This is a genomic window from Nocardioides salsibiostraticola, assembly GCF_054783655.1.
The window spans coordinates 251,644-276,263 of record NZ_BAAGQD010000004.1; the positions used below are offsets into that span (position 1 = coordinate 251,644).

The 24,620-nt window shown below is 66.7% G+C and carries 22 protein-coding genes; 10 read left to right on the forward strand and 12 right to left on the reverse strand.

What is annotated here, in order from left to right:
* The first annotated feature begins 6 nt into the window (after positions 1-6).
* The gene (locus tag ACYVLV_RS03985; protein WP_460807874.1) at positions 7-1,380 is read left to right on the forward strand and encodes a pyridoxal phosphate-dependent decarboxylase family protein; all 1,374 of its coding nucleotides are present in this window, start codon (positions 7-9) and stop codon (positions 1,378-1,380) included.
* Between the two features lie 13 nt (positions 1,381-1,393).
* On the opposite strand, the gene ACYVLV_RS03990 is transcribed toward ACYVLV_RS03985, so the two are convergent.
* Both ACYVLV_RS03990 and ACYVLV_RS03995 read right to left on the reverse strand, forming a co-directional pair.
* A complete protein-coding gene (locus ACYVLV_RS03990; RefSeq protein ID WP_460807875.1) occupies positions 1,394-3,952 on the reverse strand; it encodes an ABC transporter permease in 2,559 nt (852 codons plus the stop codon).
* A gap of 4 nt (positions 3,953-3,956) precedes the next feature.
* On the reverse strand, positions 3,957-4,733 hold the full coding sequence (locus tag ACYVLV_RS03995) for an ABC transporter ATP-binding protein (RefSeq protein ID WP_460807876.1): 777 nt from the start codon (positions 4,731-4,733) through the stop codon (positions 3,957-3,959).
* A gap of 327 nt (positions 4,734-5,060) precedes the next feature.
* Here ACYVLV_RS03995 and ACYVLV_RS04000 point away from each other — a divergent pair, with 327 nt between their 5' ends.
* Both ACYVLV_RS04000 and ACYVLV_RS04005 read left to right on the forward strand, forming a co-directional pair.
* Complete coding sequence (locus tag ACYVLV_RS04000; protein WP_460807877.1) at positions 5,061-6,341, forward strand: HNH endonuclease signature motif containing protein; 1,281 nt, start codon at positions 5,061-5,063, stop codon at positions 6,339-6,341.
* Positions 6,342-6,678: 337 nt separating this feature from the next.
* Positions 6,679-9,591, forward strand: a complete 2,913-nt coding sequence (locus ACYVLV_RS04005; protein WP_460807878.1) for a hypothetical protein — start codon at positions 6,679-6,681, stop codon at positions 9,589-9,591.
* On the opposite strand, the gene ACYVLV_RS04010 is transcribed toward ACYVLV_RS04005, so the two are convergent.
* Positions 9,588-10,262 (reverse strand): winged helix-turn-helix transcriptional regulator, encoded by a 675-nt coding sequence (locus ACYVLV_RS04010; protein WP_460807879.1) that lies wholly within the window; start codon positions 10,260-10,262, stop codon positions 9,588-9,590. The genes ACYVLV_RS04005 and ACYVLV_RS04010 overlap by 4 nt on opposite strands.
* Before the next feature lie 168 nt (positions 10,263-10,430).
* Here ACYVLV_RS04010 and ACYVLV_RS04015 point away from each other — a divergent pair, with 168 nt between their 5' ends.
* Together ACYVLV_RS04015 and ACYVLV_RS04020 are read left to right on the forward strand one after the other, a co-directional pair.
* Positions 10,431-10,856 carry an ester cyclase gene (locus ACYVLV_RS04015; RefSeq protein WP_460807880.1) on the forward strand — a complete coding sequence of 142 codons (426 nt, stop codon included), beginning with the start codon at positions 10,431-10,433 and terminating at the stop codon, positions 10,854-10,856.
* Positions 10,856-11,323 carry an ester cyclase gene (locus tag ACYVLV_RS04020; protein WP_460807933.1) on the forward strand — a complete coding sequence of 156 codons (468 nt, stop codon included), beginning with the start codon at positions 10,856-10,858 and terminating at the stop codon, positions 11,321-11,323. The genes ACYVLV_RS04015 and ACYVLV_RS04020 overlap by 1 nt, the downstream gene beginning before the upstream one ends.
* Here the strand turns inward: ACYVLV_RS04020 and ACYVLV_RS04025 are convergent.
* Positions 11,317-12,948, reverse strand: coding sequence for a bifunctional 3'-5' exonuclease/DNA polymerase (locus tag ACYVLV_RS04025; RefSeq protein WP_460807881.1), 1,632 nt, complete (start codon positions 12,946-12,948; stop codon positions 11,317-11,319). The genes ACYVLV_RS04020 and ACYVLV_RS04025 overlap by 7 nt on opposite strands.
* Before the next feature lie 21 nt (positions 12,949-12,969).
* Positions 12,970-13,692, reverse strand: coding sequence for a FadR/GntR family transcriptional regulator (locus ACYVLV_RS04030; protein WP_460807882.1), 723 nt, complete (start codon positions 13,690-13,692; stop codon positions 12,970-12,972).
* 133 nt (positions 13,693-13,825) lie between these two features.
* Here ACYVLV_RS04030 and eat point away from each other — a divergent pair, with 133 nt between their 5' ends.
* Genes eat through ACYVLV_RS04055 form a run of 5 tightly spaced genes read left to right on the forward strand, consistent with a single transcriptional unit; the run spans position 13,826 to position 19,567 of the window.
* Positions 13,826-15,262 carry an ethanolamine permease gene (gene eat, locus ACYVLV_RS04035; RefSeq protein ID WP_460807884.1) on the forward strand — a complete coding sequence of 479 codons (1,437 nt, stop codon included), beginning with the start codon at positions 13,826-13,828 and terminating at the stop codon, positions 15,260-15,262.
* A gap of 37 nt (positions 15,263-15,299) precedes the next feature.
* Positions 15,300-16,670, forward strand: a complete 1,371-nt coding sequence (locus ACYVLV_RS04040; protein ID WP_460807885.1) for a glutamine synthetase family protein — start codon at positions 15,300-15,302, stop codon at positions 16,668-16,670.
* Positions 16,667-17,395: a gamma-glutamyl-gamma-aminobutyrate hydrolase family protein gene (locus ACYVLV_RS04045; RefSeq protein ID WP_460807886.1), complete on the forward strand. Its 729-nt coding sequence runs from the start codon at positions 16,667-16,669 to the stop codon at positions 17,393-17,395. Before ACYVLV_RS04040 ends, ACYVLV_RS04045 begins: the two co-directional genes overlap by 4 nt.
* Positions 17,392-18,744: an aldehyde dehydrogenase family protein gene (locus ACYVLV_RS04050; RefSeq protein ID WP_460807887.1), complete on the forward strand. Its 1,353-nt coding sequence runs from the start codon at positions 17,392-17,394 to the stop codon at positions 18,742-18,744. The genes ACYVLV_RS04045 and ACYVLV_RS04050 overlap by 4 nt, the downstream gene beginning before the upstream one ends.
* Before the next feature lie 25 nt (positions 18,745-18,769).
* On the forward strand, positions 18,770-19,567 hold the full coding sequence (locus tag ACYVLV_RS04055) for a 3-oxoacyl-ACP reductase (RefSeq protein ID WP_460807888.1): 798 nt from the start codon (positions 18,770-18,772) through the stop codon (positions 19,565-19,567).
* Between the two features lie 9 nt (positions 19,568-19,576).
* Here ACYVLV_RS04055 and ACYVLV_RS04060 read toward each other — a convergent pair whose 3' ends face one another.
* The 7 genes from ACYVLV_RS04060 to sufC are packed head-to-tail and all read right to left on the reverse strand — an operon-like array spanning position 19,577 to position 24,615.
* Positions 19,577-20,485 (reverse strand): phosphotransferase, encoded by a 909-nt coding sequence (locus ACYVLV_RS04060; RefSeq protein ID WP_460807890.1) that lies wholly within the window; start codon positions 20,483-20,485, stop codon positions 19,577-19,579.
* A 45-nt stretch (positions 20,486-20,530) separates the two neighbouring features.
* Positions 20,531-21,142 (reverse strand): acVLRF1 family peptidyl-tRNA hydrolase, encoded by a 612-nt coding sequence (locus tag ACYVLV_RS04065; RefSeq protein ID WP_460807891.1) that lies wholly within the window; start codon positions 21,140-21,142, stop codon positions 20,531-20,533.
* Between the two features lie 2 nt (positions 21,143-21,144).
* Positions 21,145-21,633, reverse strand: a complete 489-nt coding sequence (locus ACYVLV_RS04070; protein ID WP_460807892.1) for an ASCH domain-containing protein — start codon at positions 21,631-21,633, stop codon at positions 21,145-21,147.
* 7 nt (positions 21,634-21,640) lie between these two features.
* Positions 21,641-22,021 (reverse strand): metal-sulfur cluster assembly factor, encoded by a 381-nt coding sequence (locus ACYVLV_RS04075; protein ID WP_460807893.1) that lies wholly within the window; start codon positions 22,019-22,021, stop codon positions 21,641-21,643.
* A complete protein-coding gene (gene sufU / locus ACYVLV_RS04080) occupies positions 22,018-22,512 on the reverse strand; it encodes a Fe-S cluster assembly sulfur transfer protein SufU (protein WP_460807894.1) in 495 nt (164 codons plus the stop codon). Before sufU ends, ACYVLV_RS04075 begins: the two co-directional genes overlap by 4 nt.
* A 12-nt stretch (positions 22,513-22,524) precedes the next feature.
* Positions 22,525-23,784 (reverse strand): cysteine desulfurase, encoded by a 1,260-nt coding sequence (locus tag ACYVLV_RS04085; RefSeq protein WP_460807896.1) that lies wholly within the window; start codon positions 23,782-23,784, stop codon positions 22,525-22,527.
* Between the two features lie 42 nt (positions 23,785-23,826).
* On the reverse strand, positions 23,827-24,615 hold the full coding sequence (gene sufC / locus ACYVLV_RS04090; RefSeq protein WP_460807898.1) for a Fe-S cluster assembly ATPase SufC: 789 nt from the start codon (positions 24,613-24,615) through the stop codon (positions 23,827-23,829).
* Positions 24,616-24,620 lie beyond the last annotated feature (5 nt).

The following is a 24,620-nucleotide window of genomic DNA, read 5'->3' on the forward strand; positions in this document are numbered from 1 at the left end:
GGACCGATGAGCGAGGAACCCGAAGAGGCATTGAACCGGGCGCTCGCTCATGCGCAGGCATGGCGCGCCGAGGTCGGCCAACGACACGTCGGCCCCATGGCCGGGGTCGAGGAGATGCTGGGCGCCTTCGGCGGACCGTTGCCCGAGGAGGGTCTCGACCCCGCAGCGGTCATCGACCAACTCGGGGAGGGTGCCGAACCGGGCCTGATGGCGATCCAGTCCGGGCGGTTCTACGGCTGGGTCATGGGCGGAACCCTGCCCGCGGCCCTGGGCGCCGACTGGCTGGTCAGCGCCTGGGACCAGAACGCAGGGATGCGCCACGCCACGCCCGCCGTCGCCGCGCTCGAGGAGATCGCGGCCGGCTGGTTGCTCGACCTGCTGGGCCTGCCAGCTCGGGCCGACGTGGGGTTCACCACCGGTGCGACGATGGCCAACTTCACGGGATTGGCCGCCGGGCGTGGCGCCGTACTGGCTCAGGCCGGGTGGGACGTGCACGCCGACGGGCTCACCGGAGCACCTCGGGTGCATGTGTTGGTGGGAGCGGAGCGTCACGACACCGTCGACATCGCGTTGCGCTATCTGGGTCTCGGATCACCCACGGTGGTCGCAGCCGACGAGCAGGGTCGGATCCGGACCGACGCCCTCGCGGAAATGCTGGGCGCCATCCCGGCGGGGGCGCCGATCATCGTGTGCCTCCAGGCCGGCAACCTGCACTCCGGGGCGTTCGACCCGTTCCGATCGGCCATCGAGATGGCCCACGCCCGCGGGGCCTGGGTGCACGTCGACGGCGCCTTCGGGTTGTGGGCGGCCGCCTCCCCGAGGTTGTCACCCCTGGTCGACGGGGTCGCGGATGCTGATTCCTGGGCCACCGATGCGCACAAGACCCTGAACGTCACCTACGACTGCGGGATCGCTGTGGTCCGCGACCCACAGGCCGTTCGCGTGGCGATGGGCGTCCACGCCAGCTACCTCACTCCTGAGGACTCCGGGCCCGGGAACCCGTTCGAGAAGGTTCCCGAACTGTCTCGTCGGGCCCGGGGCGTCCCGGTCTGGGCCGCGCTGCGCTCCCTGGGCCGATCCGGAGCCGCCCAGCAGGTCGACCGTCTCGCCGACAACGCCCGCCAGATCGCGGACGGCCTCGCTGGGATCTCGGGGGTGGAGGTGCTCAACGACGTGGTCTACACCCAGGTCTGTCTAGGGGTCGAGGGCGACGTCACCGACCTGCTCGACCGCCTCGTGGGGACCGGCGAGGTGTGGATGTCCGGCTCACGCTGGCGCGACCGGGCCGTCGTACGGATCTCGGTGTCGAACGCGGCCACCACGGACGACGACGTAGGCCGCACCATCGAGGCGGTTCGGGTGGCCGTGGAGCAGGGCTGACGCCCGCCGTCGGCTACTCGGTGGCGATCGCGTCCAGGACCTTCATCCGCGATGCTCTGACCGCCGGCACGATCGCGGCCAGGACGCCGAATACGACGGCGATCAGCAGGAACACCAACAGGCTGCCGAGGGGCATGCCGAGCTCGCTGAGGTCGTCCCGCAGGGAGCGCTGCAACAGGACTCCGATGATCACGCCCAGGACGAGCCCGAGCACCGCACCCATCAGCGAGATCGTCACCGACTCGAGGGTCACCATCAGGCGCAGGCGGCGCCGTGACAGCCCGATGGCCCGCAGCAGCCCGATCTCCCGGGTCCGCTCCAGGACGCTGAGGCTCAGGGTGTTGACGATGCCGATGACGGCGATGATCACCGAGAGCGCCAGCAGCCCGTAGACGATGTAGAGCAACTGATTGATCTGGCTGGTGATCGCCTCGGCGAAGTCCTGCTTGTCCTGTACGGCCACGATCGGCAGGTCCTCGACCACCCGATCGAGCTCCGCCTTCACCGCCGAGACGTCGGCCCCGTCGGTGACGTTGACGCTCAGCGCGTTGTCGATGCGCGTGATGCCGGCCTCCTCCAGGAGCGAGAGGTCGACATTGATGGGTCCGGCGACCTGGCTCTCGGCGAAGATGCCGGTGACCGTCACCGGGAGGGTCTGGTCGCCCGGGAAGCTCAGGTCGAGGGTCGAGCCCACGTCGAGGTCGTACGCCGTCGCGGTGGTGTCGTCGACCAGCACGTTGCCGGAGTCGAGTCGGTCGGTGCCCTCGAGCATCGACAGCGTGTAGACGTCACCGAACGCGGAGTCGGTGGCCATGACGAACGAGGGGTCCTGGTCGTCGGCCACCACCGCAGAGAACGCCTGCTGTCGCGAGACGACCGCGACGCCGTCGAGGGCGGCCATCTGGTCGCCGATGGCGACCGGGAAGCTGCCGAACACCGGTGACTGCACCAGGAAATCGGCCTCGAACTGCTCATCGACCAGTTTGTTGGAAGACGCGCTCAGGGAGGCGGCCAGGACCCCGACGGCGGAGACCAGGGCGAGCCCGATCATCAATGCGGAGGCGGTGGCGCCGGTGCGACGTGGGTTGCGGATGGCGTTGTCACCGGCCAGGCGACCGGTCGTACCGAAGAGGCCGGTGAACACGCTGCGGCTGGCGAGCAGAACGGGTCGCCCCAGCACCGCGGCCAGGGCGGCGACGGTGAGGACCCAGATGACCGAGCCAGCGCCGATGTACGCCGCGTCGTTGCCGGGTGCGCCCGTGACGCCGGCGGCTGCCAGACCGGCGCCGATGACCAGCGCGACGCTGCCGATCGCGGTTCGCCGTCGCAGGCTCCCCTCCCCCGCGTCGGTGTCGTCGCGCATCGCGGCGACGGGGGCGACCTTGGATGCCCGACGGGCGGGCAGATAGGCGGAGACCAGGGTGACCAGGATGCCGACGCCGTACGCCAGGGCAATGGTGGTCGGCGTGAGGTTGAGGACCGAGGCGTTGATGTCGAGCCCGACGCTGCCGAAGACCGCGGCGAGTCCTCGCGCCAGACCCAGGCCGATGAACAGCCCGAGAGTGGATCCCAGGACGGCCATCAGCGCGGCTTCGATCAGGACCGAGCGGCGTACCTGTTTGCGGCTCGCTCCCAGAGCCCGAAGGAGGGCGAGTTCGCGCACCCGTTGGGCCACGAGGATCGAGAAGGTGTTGGCGATGATGAAGCCGCCGACGATCACCGCGACCACGGCGAAGGTGCCGAGGAAGATGTTGATGAAGCCGAGGAACTCACCGATCGCGGCCTGGGACTCGTCAGCGACGGTGTCTCCCTCGACGCCCTCGAACCCGGCAGGCAGCACGGTGTCGGCTGCGGCGACGAGTGCTTCCTGGGTGACGCCGTCGGCTGCGGTGAGACTGACCGAGGTGAAGACATCGGCCCCACCGAGGAACACTTCCTGGGCGCCGCTGGTGCTGAAGACGACGAGTGTGGCCCCGGCGGTTCCCCCGCCGTTGAAGCCGGCGATCCCGACCAGCGTCAGTTGCCGGGTGATCACATCGGTCCCCGTCACGCGCGGGGGGATGACGGTGACCTGGTCGCCCACGGCGTACCCGGCGCTCTCCGCGGCCGCGGCATCCAACGCGACCTCGCCCGGCCCCTCGGGCCACTGGCCCGCGTCGAGGGTGAGAGCCGGCTCGCCCAGCAGGTTGGGGGTGTCGGTGTAGTTGAAGGAGAGGGTCGGCGCTCCCCCGGTGCCGACCAACTCGCCCTCGGGGTCGAGCAGGTAGAGCCCGAAGCCGTCGACGTTGCCGTCGGCTTGAGCCACCTCCGGCAGCGCCGCGAGCTTCTCGACGTCCGCGGGGGTGAGGGCCTGGTTGTTGCCGGCGCCTGTGGAGTCGAAGGAGTTCGTGTCGGCGGGACGCGCGATGCCGTCGGGCGTGGAGCCGGAGATGATCCCGTCGAAGGTCTTCGACAGCCCGCTGCTGAAGGTCAGGACGCCGGCGAGGAATCCGACGCCGAGGATGATCGCGAGTGCGCTCATGAACAGGCGCACCTTGCGCGCCATCAGGTTGCGCAACGTCAGACGGAACACCGGCTCATCCCGCCTTGGGTGGGACGGCTGCGCCCTGGAGGCGCCCCATCCGTTCGAGGATCGAGTCGCGGTCCGGGTTGCGCAGTTCGTCGACGATCACGCCGTCGGCGAGGAACAGCACGCGATCGGTGTACGACGCGGCCACCGGGTCGTGAGTGACCATCACGATGGTCTGGTCGAACTCATCGACGCTGCGGCGCAGGAAGCCCAGCACCTCCGCGGAGCTGGTGGAGTCGAGGTTGCCCGTGGGTTCATCCGCGAACACGATGGCCGGACGACTGACCAGCGCCCGCGCGCAGGCGACGCGCTGCTGCTGCCCACCAGACATCTCGCTCGGCCGGTGGCCAAGCCGCGGGCGCAGACCGACGGCGTCGATGACCGCGTCGAACCACTCCTGGTCGGGCTTGCGGCCGGCGAGGTCGAGGGGCAACAGGATGTTCTCCTGCGCCGTCAGGGTCGGGATCAGGTTGAAGGCCTGGAACACGAAGCCGACCCGCTCACGTCGAAGCGTGGTCAGCGCCTTGTCCTTCAGGCCCGATAAGGCGGTGCCGTCGACGATCGCCTCCCCGGAGGTGGGCGCATCGAGGGCAGCCAGACAGTGCATCAGCGTCGACTTGCCCGACCCCGACGGACCCATGATCGCGGTGAACTCCCCCTGATAGAGGTCCACGCTCACCCCGTCCAGAGCCCGCACCTGAGCCTCGTCGGCGCCGTACGCCTTCACGAGGTTCTGGGCACTCGCAGCGACGGGACGGGGCTCCGTGGGGGTGGTCTCACTCATGAGTCGAGTCTGGCAGGACTGAAGCACCCCCGCCATCGGGAATCACCCTGAGGCCGATCCAGGGGTGGTTGAGGTGCGAGGAGCGCCAGGAGCCTCACGCTGGTTGAGGTGCGAGGAGCGCCAGGGGCCTCACGCTGGTTGAGGTGCGAGGAGCGCCAGCGACGAGCCTCGAAACCCCCGCAGCCGATCCGCCCAAATCACCCAGAAGCACCCCAGAACCATCCCCGCCCACCCCCGCCAATACCGTTACCTACCCGTTACCAAACGGCCTGTGGAGAACCCCGATTTCGGGGCAGGAGTGTCGGTGCTCAGTGCTGGAATAGACACATGGCCAAAGACGAAAGCACCGAGAATCGGGGACATCCGATCAGTGCTTTCGCACGCCAGATCGAGGCCGGTCTCGAGGACCTGGTCGAGACCCAGACGTGGTCCATGGAAGACACCGACGTCGCCGACACCACCCTCCTTCTCGCCCGACTCGAGGCACAGGTCGCCGAACTCAGCCGCCGGGTCCTGGCCGAGGCCGACCGACGTGACGTCGCCGGCGACACCGGCGGGACCAGTACGGCGAACTGGTTGGCCCACACCACGAAACTCACCCGGACAGAGGCGAACCGTCGGGTCAAGCAAGCGAAAGCCCTCGACACCCACGAACAGACCCGCTGTGCGTTGGCGACCGGTGACCTTCACGTCGAACAAGCAGAAGTCATCGCCCGCGCCGTCGAGTCCTTGCCCACCGACAAGTGCCAACCCCAGACCGTGGCTGAGGTCGAGAAGGTCCTGATCGACAACGCATCCGAGTTCGACGCAAAGACGTTGAAGATCCTCGGCTGGCGGGTCTGGGAGGTCCTGGACCCCGAAGGTGCCGAAGCCTTTGAGGCAGAACAGCTCGCGAAGGAAGAAGACTCAGCCCGCGACAAGACAAAGCTCACCATGCACGACGACGGCACCGGAGCAGTACGGGGCAGGTTCGTGATCCCCTCCGCCCAAGGAGCAATGTTCCGCAAACTCCTCCTCGCGTTCGCTGCCCCGAAACACCAAGCCTCGAAGGACAAGGCCGAGGAGACCGACGACGTCGAGGAACTGACCGAACGGATCGCGACCCCGAAGCGGATGGGTGAAGCGTTCTGCGAGCTCATCGAATCCTTCCGCACCGAAGACGCACCCCGCTCCGGTGGCGTCTCGGCCACCGCGGTCATCCACCTCGATTACGACACCCTGATCGGTGGCCTGAAGCCAGCCCATCTCGACACCGGAGAACCCGTCAGCCCCGGACAGGCCCGACGCATCGCCTGTGAAGCGGGGATTCTTCCCGTCGTCCTCAACGGCACCTCCCAGGTCCTCGACCTGGGCCGCACCCGCCGCTACCACTCGAAGAGCCAACGGATCGCGGCCAGCATCGAACACCCCACCTGCCAGGCAGCGAACTGTGATTGGCCGAGCGGAATGTGCCACATGCATCACCTCGACCCCTGGCATCGGGGAGGCGGCACAGACCTCAGCAAAACAGCGGTCCTGGGCCCGCGACATCACACCCTGATCCACCACCACGACTACGCCCACGAAATCAGAGCCGACGGCACCATCACCTTCCACCGCCGCACCTGAGCGCGCCCGCGGGCCTGACACGTACGGGCCATTCCTGAATAGCTCAATTGGGTCAGGCGTGCCTGCAACTGGCGTCGTAATCTCGGAGGTCATCGATGAGAGGTCGCAGGGATGGCGCGAACCGTTCAGCCCAAGGACGGGGTTGCCTCCAAGGTCGCGAAATTTCCGCGCTGGCGTTCTGGTTCTGGGCGGCAGCCGTGATCGACGAGGTCGCTCTTATCTTCCACCTCGACACCGAACCCAAGCGTGCCTTCCTCCTGTCGTTCGCGGCGTTCGCGCTGCCCCTGCTCGATTCGATAAGTATTAGACGCAATCCCACGCCCCCGAGACGGACGACGTGACCGACTCAGGGAGCCACGAGTTCTGGCGATACCTCCTTCGAGCCCGGCGCGGGGTCACGTGGGGAAACTTTGCCTGGTTCTCCCCGAAGACCCTGTTGCTCAGCATCAACGATCAGGTGGCGAAGCGCATCGAGTCGCCGGATGGCACAGGCTCGATCGTCGACCGACGCCGGATCCGCTGGCTAGCCACCCAAGCCGCCCACCAGGTCGCTTCGCCCGATCATCCGCTCCGAGCCCCGGACTCGACGGGTGTCCTCGTACTCGGTGACCCCGGAGAGATGGATGCCTCCCAATACGTGCTCGTGCGAGACCTGGCCCGTCACCAGCGCACTCTGCGGGACAGCGGTGTCGACGTCGCGTTGTTGATGAGTGACGTCATCTACCCGGCGGGCGACATCAACGCGTGGGCAGACGCGGTGTATCTCCCCTACCTGGGCCAGCCTGGGGCTGCGTGGGGCAACGCTCTCAACGCCTGGGCTCGCCAGGCGAGCGCCGACGGCTTCTCCGCCCCACTCAAGGACTGGCATCTGCTCGCGATGCCCGGCAACCATGACTGGTATGACGGTCTCAACGGCTTCATGTTCCACGCATGCGGAGCCGAGGCACTGCCCGAGGTCGGGTACGACACGCAAAGCCTCACCTTCAGGGAACGCGTGGCCCAGTCATTGTGGCGCAAGCCTGCGCCTCCCCAACGCGAACTCCTCGACCGGATTCGACGGCGACACGCGCAAGAACCTCTCGGCATTCCTCACCTCCCCGGCCCCTACTACGCGGTGGATCTGGGGTGCTCCCGGGACGAAGATCACCAACATGACGATGAATGCCCGGCACTCCTGCGCCTGGTCATGGTCGACAACGGCGTCACAGGGTCGATAGACGTCGAACAGGCCGCGTGGCTGCGCCGCATGGTCTCTCCCGACGTATCGCTCCCCAAGATCGTGGTGACCGGGATTCCGATCGCGGTCAACAACAAGCTCAACTGGCTTCGAGTCGCCGACCCGGACCTCGATCTGGTTCACCCGACAGAGATCGTGGACAACGAGGTGTTGTCCATTCTGAAGGGCAACCCGAGCGTGGTCGCCACGTTGGCCGGCGACATCCACAACTATCAGCGCATCGATTTCACCGCCTCGACTGAAGCCAAAGGCCTGGCCGATGAAGGCGGCCCTCCGCTACAGATCGTGTCCGGTGGTGCCGGTGCCTTCCTTTCTGCCGCGCATCCCGTCAAATTCACGGAGGACCAACTCGTCCTCACTCACGAGGGCCATCGGAAGGTGTCGTCGGACGGCGCCAGAACGACTATCGCGGCGCGTGGGCATGTGCGGTTCCCGACCCGCGAGGGGTCGCTGAGCCACTACTCCTCACGGACGCGTTCCTACCTGTGGGTCCTGCTTTTCCTTCTGGTCGTCGACGTGGTGAGCCTGGTCATGGCTACCCGAAGGGTCGTCGACCTACGCGATCCGCCCTCCGAAATCAGTGAGCGCGCGCGTTCCCTCCCTGACTACGGCTGGCTGGTCGACGGCCCCTGGCTGATGCTCCTCGGTGTCGTTCTCCTGATCGTCGTGGTCGGTCTGTTGCTCGGCCGGATCCGGAAGGCTCGGCTCCCGCCTGTGATCAGCGGAGTACCAGCGCCACCGCCGGGAAGTATCTTCGTGCGCTTCGGTGACTGGATGCGCCGAACGGTCCTAGCAATCGGGGTCGTGGCCGTGGTTGCAGGGTCAGTGGCAATCGTCGCCATCAAGGATTCGGCTTCCTTCCTCAGCGCCGTTGTGGGTCTCGTGGTGATCTTGGGCCTGCTGATGGCGCAGTTCATCCCGTACCTAGTGCAATCTTTCCCCAGACTGGGCAGGTCGTGGGTCGTGCTGGCCGGCGCCGGGCTGGTCGCCTACCGGGTCGCGACCGTCGACCCGATCGGTCGCCGTCTGTTCGACCTTTTGGCTACGTCGGTCGTGATCGCCGTCGTCGTCATCATGGGCGTGCTCGTGCACAAGAAGTCCACGGCCTGGTTGACCCGGCGTAGTTTCCTATCACCCGGGAACCGCCTCGGCCTCGTGCTCATGCAACTCGTCCCATGGGGGGTTGTCGCTTTGGGCCTTTTGCTGGCGTTCGAGGGCTATCCGACCTTCCTGCTCGAAACGGTCGGCTTCGAGAACGCGGCACTGGCGGCGCAGGTCGGACGCGTCCTCTACTGGACGACTCTCGCCTTCCTCTGCACCGTCCTGGTGGGCGCCTCGACCTTGCTGCCTCTGGCCAAGGCAAGGTCAGCGATCCCTTGGCTGATGTGGGCAACTCTCGTTCTATTCACTGTGAGTGCGGGGGTGTTTTCTTGGTTACTCGTGGTCGCGAAGGCACCCGATGCCGGGGACTCGTGGCACGTCGCACTCGTCGTCCTCGCCGTCGCGGTTGCACCAGCGCTCGGGATCGTGGTGTGGCTCAGCCCGTACCTGCGAAAGCTCCCAAAACCCGATGCAGAGGAGTTGCGCTCCTACTTGGGCCGTCGTGACGGTGGCGACAGACCTGGGGCCCGCAGTAGATCCACCGTGGCCGCCGCACTGGTTGGCGCCATCCCCGGGCTGGAGTCCATGGCCGAAGCCTCGACCCCGCCCTTCGCCAAGAACGTACTGGTCGTGCAGCACGAACACGACGGAATCCACTTTCGCGCCTACGGGCTCAACAACGAGTCACCGTCGACGGCCGAGGAGCAGGCCCCGCTGCCCACGGAGCCACCACCCGACAGCGACGGGGACGGGCCGACCCACGGGTTCTTCCTTCTCGACCATGTCAAGGTCGACCCCCAGAACCGCCAGGTCGAAGTGCTGCAGACGTGGTCCGCACTGCAACACCACATCCCTCCTGAACAGCGACGTGCCGCCGACCACCAGATCGACACTGCCACCGAGACTGACTAGGGCCGAGGCACCGACGCAAACGGGGTGAGCTTCAACCACGTCGGCAGCGCCCGACAGGCGGGCGCTTCACCGTGGAGTTGCAGATCCTCGGACTGGATCGCCGCAGCCCAGGTGAGGTCTCCGCGCCAGACCAGCGTGAGCGTCCGTAGGCCCGTCCTCACCCCAACACGTACGTCGAACCCCGGGTCGGCGTTGCAGACGTCGATCCCCTCGTCGGTGACGACGATCCACCAACGGTTGGCCTCCCCAGAGATGTCGGTGAACTCGAAGTAGAGCACCGTGCGTCCTGAAGGAAGCGCCTCCACCGCGATATTGCGGTGGATGTCCCACATCAGCAGGTGCGGATCCAGGTCCTCGTCGCCCAACTCCGCTATCCAGCGGATCCCCCAGGCTCCCAGTGCTTCCACGATGGGCTGCAGCTCTCGGCCAGCTGCGCTGAGTTCGTAGCTCACCCGATTGCCTTCTTCGGTCCGCTCGACCACCCCCGCGCGCACCAGGCTGCGTAGTCGCTTGGCGAGCAACGCTGGAGACATGCGTGGAAGTCCACGGCGTAGATCGTTGAAGTGCGTGCTCCCACTCATCAACTCGCGAACAACCAGCAGCGTCCACCGCTCATCCAGCGTCTCCATCGCCTTCGCAACGGGACAGAACTGTCCGTAGCTAGCGGGCATCGCCGCCGCCTTCCTGGGAAGCACTACGACCGCCCGATCCTCGGGACGTCGATTCACACTACTCCCGGATTCGCGGCCCCGCGCTAGTACAGATCGGGACCTATGCCCCGCCCCCGGCCGACGCAACTATCGGAGGACCAACCCAACCCGACCGGACAGAGGCAGACCATGACCACCGACCACGCCACCACCATTGCGAACGCAGTGGACATGCTCAACCACGGGGACGTTCAGGGCTACGCGACGACCCTGTACTCGCCGGAGTGCAGGTTCCACGGCTTCCCCGACGCCTTCCCTCCCACCCGAGATGGGATCGTCGCCTTCTTCACGGCGCTGACCAACGCCATCCCCGACGCCACGATCACCGCCAGTGACCTGCTCAGCGACGGCGATCGGGTGGCCCTGCGCTACGTGCTCACCGGCACCCACCAGGGCACCCTGTTCGGTATGCCGGGCACCGGCCAGTCGATCGAGGTCGAAGGTATGACCGTGGTCCAGTTCGCCGATGGGCTGGTCGTCGAGCGGTGGAACCGTCTGGACGACACGACGCTGTTGCACCAGCTGGGCGCTCTTCCTGTTGCGAGCTCCGCGTGATGTCCGGCGTCGAGCAGATCGCGCCCGAAGCAACGGTTCTCGCCGAGGCGAACAAGGCGCTGGTCCGTCGCCTGTTCCGCGACATCGATGCGCTCAGTCCCACCCTGCACCGCGACTACTTCTCCGCGGACTACGTCGACCACACGCCCCTACCGATCCCCGGCCTGGCCTCCGGGATCGACGGCGCCAAGCAGGTGTACGCCGTCAACCAGGCCGCCTTCTCGGACCCCTGGCACGACATCGAGGGGCAGATCGCTGAGGGTGACCTCGTGGTCACATGGTTGACCGCAGGCGGTCGACACACCGGTGAACTGCTCGGTGTGCCGGCCACCGACAAAGACGTGACCATGCGCGGCGTCACGATCTTCGAGGTCGTCGATCAGTTGATCGTCAGCCGCTGGGGTGTCAGCGATCTGCTGAACCTCTTCGTTCAGCTGGGCGCTGTGCCACCGCCAGGAGGTCAGTGAGTCCCCGCGTCGGCGTACGACCGCACGATCGAGACATTGAGCGGGAAGTCGATGGTGAGGTCGCGGAACAGCAGGCCCGATGCCGTCGTCGCGGCTTTGCGGGCCTGCTCCGCCACGGCGTCCGCCATGGCCACCGGGGTGTGTACGACGACCTCGTCGTGGAGGAAGAACACCAGGTGCGGACGGTCGACCAGAGAGCCGGTCTCACCCAGCCGCCACAGTCGGTTGCGCAGGTCGGCGATCCAGCACAGCGCCCACTCGGCCCCGGTGCCCTGGACGACGAAGTAGCGGGTGAATCGGCCGTAGGCCCGGCGCACACCGGCTTGAGCGTCGGGGTCCGTCACCGGCTCCTCGGGGTCGCGGTCCCACAGCTCACCTGGACTGGGCGATCCACGCCCCAGCAGCGTGCGCACCACCTGGCCCCGTTCCCCTGCCCGGGCCGCGTCCTCGACCAGCCCGAAGGCGGCCGGATAGCGACGAGTCAGGCCGGCGACCATACGTCCGCTCTCGCCGCGGGTGGCGCCGTACATCGCCCCCAGGAGGCCGAGCTTGGCGTCGTTCCGACTGGCCACGGCGCCGTCGTCCACCATCCCTTGATAGAGGTCGGCCCCGCGCGCTGACTTGGCCAGGGCTCGGTCACCGCTCATCCCGGCGAGCACACGAGGCTCGAGCTGCGCCACGTCGGCCACCATGAAGGTCCAGCCGTCATCCGCCACCGCCGCCGGCCGGATCTGAGCCGGGAAGGACAGGGCTCCCCCGCCGTTCGATGACCACCGCCCGGTGACGGACCCAGCGGGTTGGTACGACGGCCGGAACCGTCCGCCGCTGACCCACTGGTCGGTCCAGGCCCACCCGTTGGTCGAGAACAGGTGCGCCAGTTGCTTGTAGCGCAGCAGCGGGGTGATGCCCGGGTGCTCGAGCGCTCGCAGTGAGGCGGCCCGCGTGTCGGTGACGTCGAGTCCGGCTCGACGCAGCGCGGCCAGGAGGTCAGGCCGTGAGTCGGGGTTGAGATGCGGGGCGTCGAACAACTCGCGCACCTGCGCCACCATCGCCTCGAGGCCTGCGGGCCGACCACCACGGGCGGGCCGTGGGCCGAGCAGGTCGTTGAGGAGCCGCTCGTGGATCTCCTCGCGCCAGGGCATCCCGGCGTGCGTCATCTCAGCCGCGACCAAGGCACCGGCCGACTCCGCCGCGAGCAACAGCCCGATCCGGACCGTCTCGGTCGAGGCCGCCACCGCGGCCATCTGTCGGGCGTCCTCGAGATCGGCCCGCAGATGCTCGGCGGTGTCGTCGAAGGACAACATCGCTTGATCGGTCTGCACGGCGGGCCCGAGCCGATCCCAGTACTCAGACTGCTCCCCCACCAGGAACGCCGGATCCACCGCAGGTGCTCGGCACAGCACCTGGTGACCCAGCCGCAGGTCGTGACAGCGCCCGATCCGGATCCCCGCGGCGAGCAACCTCGGATACCACCGTGCGGTGTCGTCCCAGACCCAGCGCGGTGCCTCCATCTCCCTGGAGCTGACGAACGCCGCCAGGTCGGCCACTGCGACCTCGTGCGCCAGGCCAGCCTCCGAGATCAACACCCCTTCACCCGGCAGGCGGGAGAGCGAGATCCGGGTCATGGCTACACCCTGACAGAGGAACTACCCGAGGAAACCTCGCAAGAGCCAGGCGGTGCCTTCGAGGTGTTGGGCCATCGCCGCCTGCGCCGCGGGACCGTCGCCGTCGCAGATCGCCGTCACGACCAGGTCGTGCTGGACGTGGGAATGCTCGAGGTTGGTGGGCAGGAGAGGGATGCATTCGAGCAACTCATTGACTCGGGCCCGGACGTCCGCGACGACCACGGCCAGGCTCGGCGAGCCACTCAACTCGACCACGCGCAGGTGAAGTTGGGCATCCAGGGGCCGGTACTGCGCAGGATCCACATCATTCAGAGCGGCTAGAGCTGAAGTGAGTCGCCCGCAGTCGGCTCGGCTGGCTCGCTCAGCAGCCAATCGGGCCGCAGCCGGCTCGACGACCGCGCGCAAGGTGAGCACGTCCTCCACCACCGATCTCTCCGGCAGCGGCTGCCTTGCCGCAGGCGAGGAGACCCAATCGGCGATGTAGGTGCCGCCGTACCGTCCCCTGCGCACCGAGACGTATCCCGCCGACTGCAGCTCCCCCAAGACCTCGCGCAAGGTGGCTCGCGAGATTCCCAACTGTTCCGCCAGCACGCGCTCGGCCGGCAGCTTTGCTCCAGGACCAAACTCTCCCAGGCGAATCGCCCGGAGCAGATGCTCCATGGTTTCTTCAAACACATTGCCCGAGCGCACCCTCGCGAGCACCGGAGGAGTGCCCAGCGACGAATCGTTCAGGGACTGCGTCATATCGCCACGGTATCCCTGAGTCGATACACGACCCATGAGGCCCTCGAACATCCCTTGACGTGAGAACCCTCACAGCGCAAGATGTCGACACGCATTCAATGGTTCATAATCAGTCCATTGTCCAGGAGGCATCATGGCCAAGTCCAGGATCGACTACCAAGCAGTCAACGACGACTATTTGAGCCGACGAAGCCTGAAGTCCGGGGCTGCCGGGTGGATTCTCTTGGCCGGGCTGGGAGTCAGTTACGTGATCTCCGGCGACTTCGCCGGATGGAACTTCGGTCTCGCCGAAGGTGGCTGGGGCGGTCTGCTGATCGCCACCGTGCTGATGGGCGTGATGTACACGTGCATGGTCTTCGGTCTCGCCGAGCTCTCCTCGACCCTGCCGACCTCTGGTGCGGGATACGGCTTCGCCCGTCGAGCTCTGGGCCCCCTGGGCGGCTTCGCCACCGGCGTCGCTGTCCTGATCGAGTACGCCGTCGCACCGGCCGCGATTGCGGTATTCATCGGTGGCTACATCGAAGCCCTCGGACTCTTCGGACTCACCAACTCCTGGTACATCTACCTGGCCGCCTACGTCGTCTTCATCGCGGTGCACATCTGGGGCGTCGGCGAGGCGCTCAAGTTGATGTTCGCGATCACCACGGTGGCTGTCGTGGCGCTCGTCGCAACCGTCGTCGGTCTGATCCCCAAGTTCTCCACCGACAACCTGTTCGACATCAAGGTCGATACCGGCGCGGCGATGTCGAGCTCCTTCCTCCCCTACGGCATCAGCGGCGCAGTCGCCGCCCTCGTCTACGGGATCTGGTTCTTCCTGGCTGTGGAGGGGGTGCCGCTCGCGGCCGAAGAAACGAGCGATCCCAAGAAGGACATGCCGCGCGGGATCATCGTGGCGATGATGATGCTGCTGGCCTTCGCGGCCCTGATGTTGGTCCTGGTCCCGGGGGCATCGGGTTCCGCGGCGATCCAGGATTCGGACAACCCGATCCCCGCGGCCATCCGGGCGGCGTACGGCGAGAATTCCACGCTGGCGAGTTTCGTCAACTACGCCGGTCTGGCCGGTTTGGTGGCGAGTTTCTTCTCCATCATCTACGCCTACTCACGACAGCTCTTCGCGCTGTCGCGGGCCGGCTACCTCCCCCGCTTCCTCTCCCTCACCGGCTCCCGGAAGACTCCCTGGGTCGCTCTCGTCGTCCCAGGAACCATCGGCTTCCTCCTGGCCGCGCTGACGAAGGACGGCGCGCTGCTGATCAACATCGCGGTCTTCGGGGCGACGGCGTCCTACGTTCTGCTCAACCTGTCGCACATCATGTTGCGCCGCCGCGAACCCGAACTCGAGCGTGGCTACCTGACTCCCGGGGGCACCAAAACCACCGGCGTAGCCCTCACGCTCTCGGTCATCGCGCTGGTCGCAACGTTCTTCGTCGACATCGTGGCCGCGGGCATCACCGCCGCGGTGTTCGTGGTCTTTGTCGCCTACTTCTGGTTCTACAGTCGCCACCACCTCGTCTCTTCGGCACCCGAGGAGGAGTTCGCTCAGATCACCGACGCCGAAGAATCCCTGCGCTGACCAGTCCCCGACCCACACCCACCCAGCAGGAGTTCTGATGACGCACCCCCGCAACGAACGCATGCTCACCACCGACGAGGTCCGACATGCGGTCGCATCCGGTCAGATAGACACCGTGATCGTCGCGTTCACCGACATGCAGGGTCGCCTGCAGGGGAAATATCTGCATGCGGCGTACTTCGTCGAGCACGCCCTCGGGCACGGTGTCGAAGGGTGCAACTACCTGCTCGCGGTCGACACCGAGATGAACACGGTGGCCGGCTACACCATCTCCTCATGGGAGTCCGGGTACGGCGACATGGTCTTCGAACTCGACGAGTCGACCTTTCGCCACGTGCCATGGCTCGAACGCACGGTCATGGTCCAGTGCGACCTCCACACCACCGACAACAAACCGGTGCCGATGTCGCCACGCTCGATGCTCCAACGTCAGATGCGCCGGGCCGCGGACCATGGGTGGAAAGCGGTGTCCGGGACCGAGTTGGAGTTCGTGGTCTACGAGAACACCTATGAGGACGCCTGGACCCGCGGATACCGCGATCTGACCCCCTCCAACCAATACAACATCGACTACTCGGTGATCGGTTCCGGACGCGTGGAGCCGTTGTTGCAGCGAATCCGCGGCGACATGTACGCCGCCGGGATGGTCGTGGAGTCAGCCAAGGGCGAATGCAACCTGGGCCAGCACGAGATCGGGTTCCTCTTCGACGACGTACTGACCACCGCGGACAATCACACGGTCTACAAGACCGGCGCCAAGATGATCGCAGCCCAGGCGGGCAAATCGCTGACGTTCATGGCGAAGCCCAACGATCGGGAAGGAAACTCCTGCCACATCCATCTCTCGCTGCGAGGAGCGGACGACTCCACGATCTTCTGGGATGCCGACAAGGGCGAGCGCACTGCGCTCTATGACCACTTCATCGCCGGAGTGCTGGCCACCATGCAGGACTTCACCCTCTTCTACGCCCCCAACATCAACTCCTACAAGCGATTTTCGGCGGGGTCCTTCGCCCCGACGGCCGTCGCCTGGGGCCAGGACAATCGGAGTTGCTCGGTGCGGGTGGTCGGCGAGGGCGCCGGCGCCCGGATGGAGAACCGCCTCCCGGGGGGCGACACCAATCCCTATCTCGCTCTGGCCGCGATGATGGCCGGAGGGCTGTACGGCATCGAGAACGAGCTCGAACTGGAGCCGATGACCACCGGGAACGCCTACGATTCCGACGCACCCCACGTCGCCCGCACCCTCTCCGCTGCGCGTGAGTGCTTCGCCAACTCCGAGATTGCTGTCGAAGCCTTCGGCCAAGAGGTGGTGGACCACTACCTCAACTTCGCCGACGTCGAGATTGCTGCCTTCGACACCGCGGTGACCGACTGGGAGCTCCGTCGTGGATTCGAGCGATTGTGAATGCCCGCCGCCCGCGGATCGGCCTCACGACGTACTTTCTCGAAGCGGCTTTCGGGGTGTGGAAGGTCCCGGCTGCCGTGGTCCCGCAGGCCTACCTGCGCTCCGTGATCAGGTCCGGGGGGACCCCTCTGCTGTTGCCGCCCATGGTCGAGGACGCCGTGCTGCACGACACTTCTGTGCTGGACGTTCTCGACGGGCTGGTGATTTTGGGCGGTCCGGACGTTGATCCAGCGATGTACGGCGAACCGCGGCACCCCGCCACGGTCTCGGACCGACTACGCGACGACCATGAAGCCGCCCTGATTCTCGCAGCCTTGGATCGCCACACGCCGCTCCTGGCCGTATGCCGAGGAGCGCAGGTGCTCAACGTGGCCCTCGGCGGCACGCTGCATCAACACCTGCCGGACACCTTGGGGCACACGGAGTATCAGCCGGGTCCGGCCGTGTTCGGCCAGGTCGACATCGCCTGCGAAGCCGGCAGCCGGATCCACCGGGTTCTCGGTGATCACTCCACGCAAGCGTGCTATCACCACCAAGCCATCGACCGGGTCGCCGACGGCCTTCGAGTCACCGCCCGTTCTGCTGACGGGCTGGTGCAAGCGGTGGAGACCACCGCTCCCGGCTGGTCGCTCGGAGTTCAGTTCCATCCCGAGGAGAGCCAGACCGACCTGCGCCTCTTCTCCAGCCTGGTCGAGCAAGCCCGACAACCGCGAGGAGCGTTATGACCATTCTCATCAACCCGGCCACCGAAGAGGTGCTCGTGGAGATCGATGAGCATGACGTCGAGGCCACCGACACAGCGATCGAGCGCGCACGTATCGCGCAACGACAGTGGGCCCAGGTCGTGCCCCGGGATCGAGCCATGCTGCTGCGCAGATTTGCGATGCAGGTCGAGGACCACCTCGAGGAGCTCGCCCTGCTCGAGGTCGCCAACGCTGGCCACCCGATCGGAAACGCACGCTGGGAAGCCGGCAATGTGCGTGACGTCCTGAACTACTACTCCGGCGCACCGGAGCGACCCCACGGCGAGACCATCCCGACCCCCGGTGGCATCGCCATGACCTTCGCCGAACCTGTCGGCGTGGTCGGGGTGATCGTGCCCTGGAACTTCCCGATGCCGATCGCAGGATGGGCCTTTGCTCCCGCGCTGGCTGCCGGCAACAGCGTCGTGCTCAAGCCGGCCGAACTCACCCCGCTGACCGCCCTGCGACTCGGAGAGCTCGCCCTCGCCGCAGGCATTCCCGAGGGGGTCCTGCAAGTTCTTCCCGGTCGCGGCTCGGTCGTCGGCGAACGCTTCGTGACCCATCCGGACGTGCGCAAAGTGGTGTTCACAGGTTCCACCGCGGTCGGAAAGCACGTGATGCGTGGCTGCGCCGACCAGGTCAAACGGGTCACCTTGGAGTTGGGCGGCAAGAACGCCGCCATCGTGTTTGCCGACGCCGACCTCGACGCCGCCGCTGCCGCGCTTCCTGGCGGATCCTTCGACAACTCCGGGCAGGATTGTTGCGCGCGCTCTCGACTCTTGGTGCAACGCGACGTCTGGGACGACTTCATGTCCGCCCTGGAACCGGTAGTCCGAGCAATCACGGTAGGCGACCCAGCCAACCCGAACACCGTGATGGGACCGATGGTCTCCGCCCACCAGCGCGACGTCGTGTCCGGGTACCTCCACAGCACTGAAGTATTGGTCGCAGGCTCCTGTCCCACCGGCGCCGGATTCTGGTCCGCCCCTACGGTGGTCCGGGCCAACGGTCCCGGGGATGCCACCTTCACCGAGGAGATCTTCGGTCCCGTCGTGAGCGTCCTGCCCTTCACCGACGAAGCCGAGGCGATCGCCCTGGCCAACGACACCGATTACGGGCTCGCGGGCTCGATCTGGTCTCGCGATGCCGCACGGGCACTGCGAGTGGCTCGCGGCGTCCGCGCAGGCAACCTGTCGGTCAATTCGAGTGCGGCGGTGCGCTACAACACCCCGTTCGGTGGGTTCGGGCAATCCGGCCTCGGCCGCGAGCTCGGCCCGCACGCACTCGAGGCATTCACCGAAACCAAAACCGTCTTTGTCTCCACCGACTAACCGACCGAACTTCGAGAGGGCTCCCATGACTGCACCACGCGAACAACCCACGTCCCGACGTCTCCCCGGTCGAGTCGCCGTCGTCACCGGCGGAGCCAGTGGCATCGGGCTGGCCAGCGCTCGGCGGTTGGCCAGCGAAGGGGCCCACGTCGTCATCGCCGATCTGTGCACCGAAGAGATCGGCGACAAGATCGCGACCGAGTTGGGCGGCCGGTTCGTCCAGACCGACGTGACCGACGTCGACCAGGTCAAGGCGATGTACGCCACCACGCACTCCGCCTACGGCTCCATCGACATCGCGCTCCACAACGCCGGGATCTCCCCGGCCGACGACGGATCCATCCTCGAAACCGGGATCGAGGCCTGGCGACGCGTGCAAGAAGTGAATCTCACGTCGGTGTACTTCTGCTGCCAGACCGTGTTGCCCTACATGGTCGAACAGCGTCGTGGCTCCATCATCAACGTCGCCTCCTTCGTGGCGGTGATGGGTGCGGCCACCTCACAGATCTCCTACTCAGCATCCAAGGGTGCGGTGCTTTCGATGACGCGAGAACTCGGCGTGCAGTTCGCCCGATCCGGCGTGCGGGTGAACGCCTTGTGTCCGGGTCCCGTGAACACCCCACTGTTGGAGGAGCTCTTCGCCTCCGATCCGGCCGCAGCAGAACGCCGACTCGTACACGTTCCGATGGGTCGTTTCGCCGAAGCCTCCGAGATGGCGGCGGCGGTGGCCTTCTTGGCCAGCGACGACTCCTCCTTCATCACCGCGAGCGAGTTCCTCGTCGACGGCGGGATCTCCTCCGCCTACGTCACGCCGCTGGCCTGACCCGACCGCTCAGGACCAGCCGAGCAGAGCCTCGATGTGTTCGAACTGCCGCTGGAGCGCTCGGATGTACGGCGCCACCGACGGATGGCGGTACTTTCCGGCGAGCGCGCCCTCTCCCCCGGCCACTCGGGACAAGGCCCACTCGGCTCGCGTGAGGGCGGTGTAGACGCTGGTGATCCGGGCACCCATCAGCACGTCCTCACGGTCCGCGATCTTCGGCGGGAGGCCCATCAGGTAGGAGTCGAGCAGCGGCTCGAAGGATTCGCGGGCCGACAGGGCGAAGTACCCCAAGTCGGAGCCGACGGCGCCGAGTCCGACGGTCGACCAGTCGATGGCCAGGACGTCATCTCCGCGGCGACCGCGAAGGTTCGGACCGGTCGGGTCACCGTGCTGTGGCACCTGCGGCAGGAGGTCCAGGGCGTCGAGGAAGGTATGCCGCCGGGTCCAGAGATGCTCGGCCACGTCCGCCACCGTCGTACGCGCCAGGGTCGGCCAACCACCTCTGTGCTCGACCTGACGGAGCCGCTCTCTGAGCTGGCCCCTCGACAACCACCGAGGTCGGGGCAGGTCCGCTCCGGCGAAGCGCCCGAGCCCCGAGCACACGAAAAGCCCACTCAGTGCGGCATCCTCCACCCACTCCGCGGTGATGGTGACGCCCCACGAGTCCTCCTCGACGGCGGCCGCCGTCGCCTGCAGACCGGGGGTGGCGGTCAACAGGCCACAGATGTGCACATCCGCTTCGCGCCGCCAGTACGTCGGGTGGGTCGGATCGCGCCACTCCGCCGGGTCGCGTTCGTCTGGGGCGGACAGGCGCTTGACCACCAACGGTTGCCCGCCATCGGCCGTACGCCACACACCGACCGTCGATGGGCCGGTGCCACCGGGAAGCGGATGCCACCCGGCCTCGGGCTGCCACATGCTGGGGACGTTAGTCCACGATTCACCTAAAACGTGGGATGTGCTTCACGCGTTCGTCACGTCCACCCGGATCGAACACGCCTCGACGACTGCGGACTCCAGCACCGAGCGTCTCGGATCCGGCACGTCCAGCCACGGCTCGACCACGCGGAGTTTCGCCAGTCTCGCGTCGCCCAACACCTCATCCACCGCGCTGCGGTCTCCGCCGACGACCACCGTCAGTTCACTGCGATCACCCAGGATGCGTACGGCGTGACCGGCCGCCGCCTCATAGGCCTGGCGAGCCTGGTTGTCGCGTCGACGGGAGAAGCGTTGTTGGCTCTGACCTCCAGCCTTCGTGCGTCCCTGCACGTGACGCTGACCGGTCTTCGACTCCCCCATCGCCGCGCCGCTCATCCGGGCGATCGCGAACCCGCCCTTGCGGACGAGGAGCACGCCCCAGTCCTGCGGGGGTTTCGCCAGATCGAGGAACTCAGCGACATCGGCGGGGCCGGCGTACGGGAGGTCGAAGGGAAGCGTTGCGGCGAAACGCGAACCGTCCTCGGCCTCCCCGACCAGTCCGCCGTCACCAACGACGATCTGGGTGGCTCCGTGCCGCCCCTCGAAGTTCGACACCCACTTCGTGAGCCGTTCGGGAGGAACACCGACGAGGGTCACGGTCAGTCGCCGACGTACACGATCCGGAAACGCTCGAGAACCACCTGCGTCGAGGGTTCCACCGGCTTTCCGTCGGTCGAGAAGAACTCCTCGTGGATCTCCCGCCAGGTCGACAGCGAGAGGTCGCCCTCGCCTTCGAGGCGGGCGTGCTCCTCATCGACCTCACTGAACGAGACCACCGATACGTCGGTGGTCTCGATGAGCACCCGAGGATGCCCTGACCCGTCCAGCAGGATCCCGAGAGCGTTCGCCTCCGGGAGTGGCTCGTTCTCGGATTCGTACTCCGCCAGGGCACTCGACGTGGCGGTCTTGGTGCCGTCGAGCACCAGGGCCAGCAGTTCGTCGGCCACTTCCGGCGACGAGCCGAACGACCACGCCGGGGGCGGGACGACCTCGAGTGTGGTCGGCCCGAAGTACGACGGCGCCGTGTTCAACTTGGCGTGAAAACGCGCCAGGTTCCAGAAGGTGCCGACCGGGTCGGGCTCGTTCATCAGCGCCTCAGACGTTGAAGCCGAGGGCGCGCAGCTGCTCGCGGCCGTCGGGGGTGATCTTGTCGGGGCCCCACGGCGGCATCCAGACCCAGTTCACGGCCACGTCGGCGACCATGCCTTCGAGGGCGGCCTCGGTCTGGTCGATGATCACGTCGGTCAGCGGGCAGGCCGCGGACGTCAGGGTCATGTCGAGAACGCAGTTGTACTTCTCGTCGAGGTGGACGTCATAGACGAGGCCGAGGTCCACGACGTTGATCCCGAGCTCGGGGTCGACGACGTCCTTCATGGCTTCGGTGACGTCCTCGACGGTCACAGCGGCAACCGCGGTTCCACCGCCGCCGTGCGGGGCGGCTTCGGGGACCTCGGGGAGGTCGGAGTGGTCGGTCATGATGGCTCCTTGATCGGTTCGGTCTGGGTTGCGGACTCGGACTGCGCGCCGGTGGACTGGCTCTGCACGGTGGCGTCCTTCCAGGCCATCCACGACAGTAGCGCGCACTTCACCCGCGCCGGGAACTTCGCCACGCCGGCGAAGGCGATGCCGTCCTCCAGCACGTCCTCGTCGGGTACGACGTTGCCCTTGCCCTGCATGAGCTTGAGGAAGTCCTCGTGGATCGTCATGGCTTGCTCGACGGTCTTGCCGATGACCAGGTCGGCCATCACCGAGCAGGACGCCTGGGAGATCGAGCATCCCTCGGCGTTGTAGGACACGTCGGCGACGACACCGTCGTCGAGGCGGACGCGCATGGTGATCTCGTCACCGCACGTCGGGTTCACGTGGTGCACTTCGGCGCCGTACGGCTCGCGAAGTCCGGCGTGCAGCGGGTTCTTGTAGTGGTCGAGAATGATCTCTTGGTAGAGAGTGTCGAGTTCCTGGCTCATCTGCGCTCCTCCTCAGGTCAACTTGAAGTAGGACCGGGTGTATTCCAACGATTCGACGAGCGCGTCGATCTCGGCGGGGGTCGTGTAGAGATACGACGACATCCGGGTCGTGCTCTGTACGCCGAAGCGTGCGTGGGCGGGCTTCGCACAGTGGTGGCCGGCCCGGACCGCGACCCCGCGGCTGTCGAGCACCTGCGCGATGTCGTGGGGGTGGACTCCGTCGATCTCGAAGGAGATCGCTCCCCCGCGCTGGGTGGCATCGAGGGGTCCGAGGACCTTCAGTCCGGGGATGGTGGCCAGACCGGTCAGGGCGTAGTCGGTGATGGCCTGCTCGTGCGCGTGCACGGCCTCCATCCCGATCTCCCCGAGGTAACGGACAGCCGCACCGAGCCCGACCGCCTCCACGATGGGAGGGGTGCCGGCCTCGAACTTGTGCGGGATCCCGGCGTACGTCGAGCGCTCCATCTTGACCGTCTCGATCATCTCGCCCCCGCCGAGGAACGGCGGCAGCGCGTCGAGCACCTCGCGGCGACCCCACAGCACACCGATCCCCGTGGGACCGACGACCTTGTGACCGGTGAAGGCCACCAGGTCCGCGCCGAGGGCCTGCACATCGACCGGCATCTGCGGCACCGACTGCGAGGCGTCGACGACCACCAGGGCGCCGACCGCCTTGGCTCGGCGGGCGATCTCGGCGATGGGGTTGATCGTGCCCAACATGTTGGACACGTGGGTCAGCGAGACGACCTTGGTGCGTTCGGTGATCAACTCATCGATGTTCGACAGGTCCAGCAGACCGTCGTCGGTCAGACCGAACCAGCGCAGGGTCGCGCCCTTGCGCTGGGTCAGCATCTGCCACGGGACGATGTTGGAGTGGTGCTCCATCTCGGAGATGACCACCTCATCGCCCGGTCCGATCGACAGGTCCCCGGTCGCCCAGGCCAGCGAATTCGCCACCAGGTTCAACGCCTCGGAGGCGTTCTTGGTGAAGATGACCTCGTCACGTGACGGCGCGTTGATGAACGCCGCCACATCGTCGCGGGCACCCTCGAAGGCCTCCGTGGACTCCGCACCCAACTGGTGCATCGCCCGCGAGATGTTCGCGTTGTGCCGCTCGAGGTGGTCGACCATCGCGTCGATCACGATCTGCGGCTTCTGTGAGGTGTTGGCGCTGTCGAGGTAGACCAGCGGCTGCCCACCCTCCATGGTCCGCGAAAGGATCGGGAAGTCCTTGCGGATCACATCCAGGTCGGGAAGAAGACCTTCGATCATCTCGAAACCTTTCACGTTGTAGCGAGAAGTGGTGCTGGGCGACTACGCAGACGCTGCGGCGGCGGCGTTGGCGTCGGCGTTGGCCTGGAGGTACTTGTCGTAGCCCTCGGCCTCGAGAGCATCGGCGAGCTCGGGTCCACCCTGCTCGGCGATCTTGCCGTCGACGAACACGTGGACGTAGTCGGGCTCGATGTAGCGCAGGATGCGGGTGTAGTGGGTGATCAGCAGAACACCCTTGCCCTCCTGGGCCCGGAAGCGGTTGACGCCCTCGGAGACGATCTTGAGCGCGTCGATGTCGAGGCCGGAGTCGGTCTCGTCGAGGATCGCCATCTTCGGGTTCAACAGCTCGAGCTGAGCGATCTCGTGGCGCTTCTTCTCGCCACCGGAGAAGCCCTCGTTGACCGAGCGGGTGCCGAAGGTCGGGTCGAGGTTGAGGCGCTCCAGACCGGCGTTGACGTCCTTGACCCAGTGGCGCAGCTTGGGGGCCTCGCCGTCGATCGCGGTCTTGGCGGTGCGCAGGAAGTTCGACACCGAGACGCCGGGGACCTCGACGGGGTACTGCATGGCGAGGAAGACGCCCGCGCGGGCGCGCTCGTCGACCGTCATGGCCAGCACGTCCTCACCGTCGAGGGTGACGGTGCCGCCGGTGATGTCGTACTTCGGGTGGCCGGCGATGGAGTAGGCCAGCGTCGACTTGCCGGAGCCGTTGGGCCCCATGATCGCGTGGGTCTCGCCGGACTTGATGGTCAGCGTGACGCCCTTGAGGATCTGCTTGGGGCCGTCGTCGGTCTTGACCGAGACCTGCAGGTCGTTGATCTCCAGTGTGCTCATGTTCG

Coding starts and splice junctions, on each gene's coding strand:
- ACYVLV_RS04030 (WP_460807882.1), bottom strand. CDS start 13,692: ATGACGCAGTCCCTGAACGATTCGTCGCTGGGCACTCCTCCGGTGCTC.
- ACYVLV_RS04050 (WP_460807887.1), top strand. CDS start 17,392: ATGACCATTCTCATCAACCCGGCCACCGAAGAGGTGCTCGTGGAGATC.
- ACYVLV_RS03985 (WP_460807874.1), top strand. CDS start 7: ATGAGCGAGGAACCCGAAGAGGCATTGAACCGGGCGCTCGCTCATGCG.
- ACYVLV_RS04070 (WP_460807892.1), bottom strand. CDS start 21,633: ATGAACGAGCCCGACCCGGTCGGCACCTTCTGGAACCTGGCGCGTTTT.
- eat (WP_460807884.1), top strand. CDS start 13,826: ATGGCCAAGTCCAGGATCGACTACCAAGCAGTCAACGACGACTATTTG.
- ACYVLV_RS03995 (WP_460807876.1), bottom strand. CDS start 4,733: ATGAGTGAGACCACCCCCACGGAGCCCCGTCCCGTCGCTGCGAGTGCC.
- ACYVLV_RS04040 (WP_460807885.1), top strand. CDS start 15,300: ATGACGCACCCCCGCAACGAACGCATGCTCACCACCGACGAGGTCCGA.
- ACYVLV_RS04085 (WP_460807896.1), bottom strand. CDS start 23,784: ATGATCGAAGGTCTTCTTCCCGACCTGGATGTGATCCGCAAGGACTTC.
- sufC (WP_460807898.1), bottom strand. CDS start 24,615: ATGAGCACACTGGAGATCAACGACCTGCAGGTCTCGGTCAAGACCGAC.
- ACYVLV_RS04025 (WP_460807881.1), bottom strand. CDS start 12,948: ATGACCCGGATCTCGCTCTCCCGCCTGCCGGGTGAAGGGGTGTTGATC.
- ACYVLV_RS04075 (WP_460807893.1), bottom strand. CDS start 22,021: ATGACCGACCACTCCGACCTCCCCGAGGTCCCCGAAGCCGCCCCGCAC.
- sufU (WP_460807894.1), bottom strand. CDS start 22,512: ATGAGCCAGGAACTCGACACTCTCTACCAAGAGATCATTCTCGACCAC.
- ACYVLV_RS04020 (WP_460807933.1), top strand. CDS start 10,856: ATGTCCGGCGTCGAGCAGATCGCGCCCGAAGCAACGGTTCTCGCCGAG.
- ACYVLV_RS04000 (WP_460807877.1), top strand. CDS start 5,061: ATGGCCAAAGACGAAAGCACCGAGAATCGGGGACATCCGATCAGTGCT.
- ACYVLV_RS04010 (WP_460807879.1), bottom strand. CDS start 10,262: ATGCCCGCTAGCTACGGACAGTTCTGTCCCGTTGCGAAGGCGATGGAG.
- ACYVLV_RS04055 (WP_460807888.1), top strand. CDS start 18,770: ATGACTGCACCACGCGAACAACCCACGTCCCGACGTCTCCCCGGTCGA.
- ACYVLV_RS04060 (WP_460807890.1), bottom strand. CDS start 20,485: ATGTGGCAGCCCGAGGCCGGGTGGCATCCGCTTCCCGGTGGCACCGGC.
- ACYVLV_RS04015 (WP_460807880.1), top strand. CDS start 10,431: ATGACCACCGACCACGCCACCACCATTGCGAACGCAGTGGACATGCTC.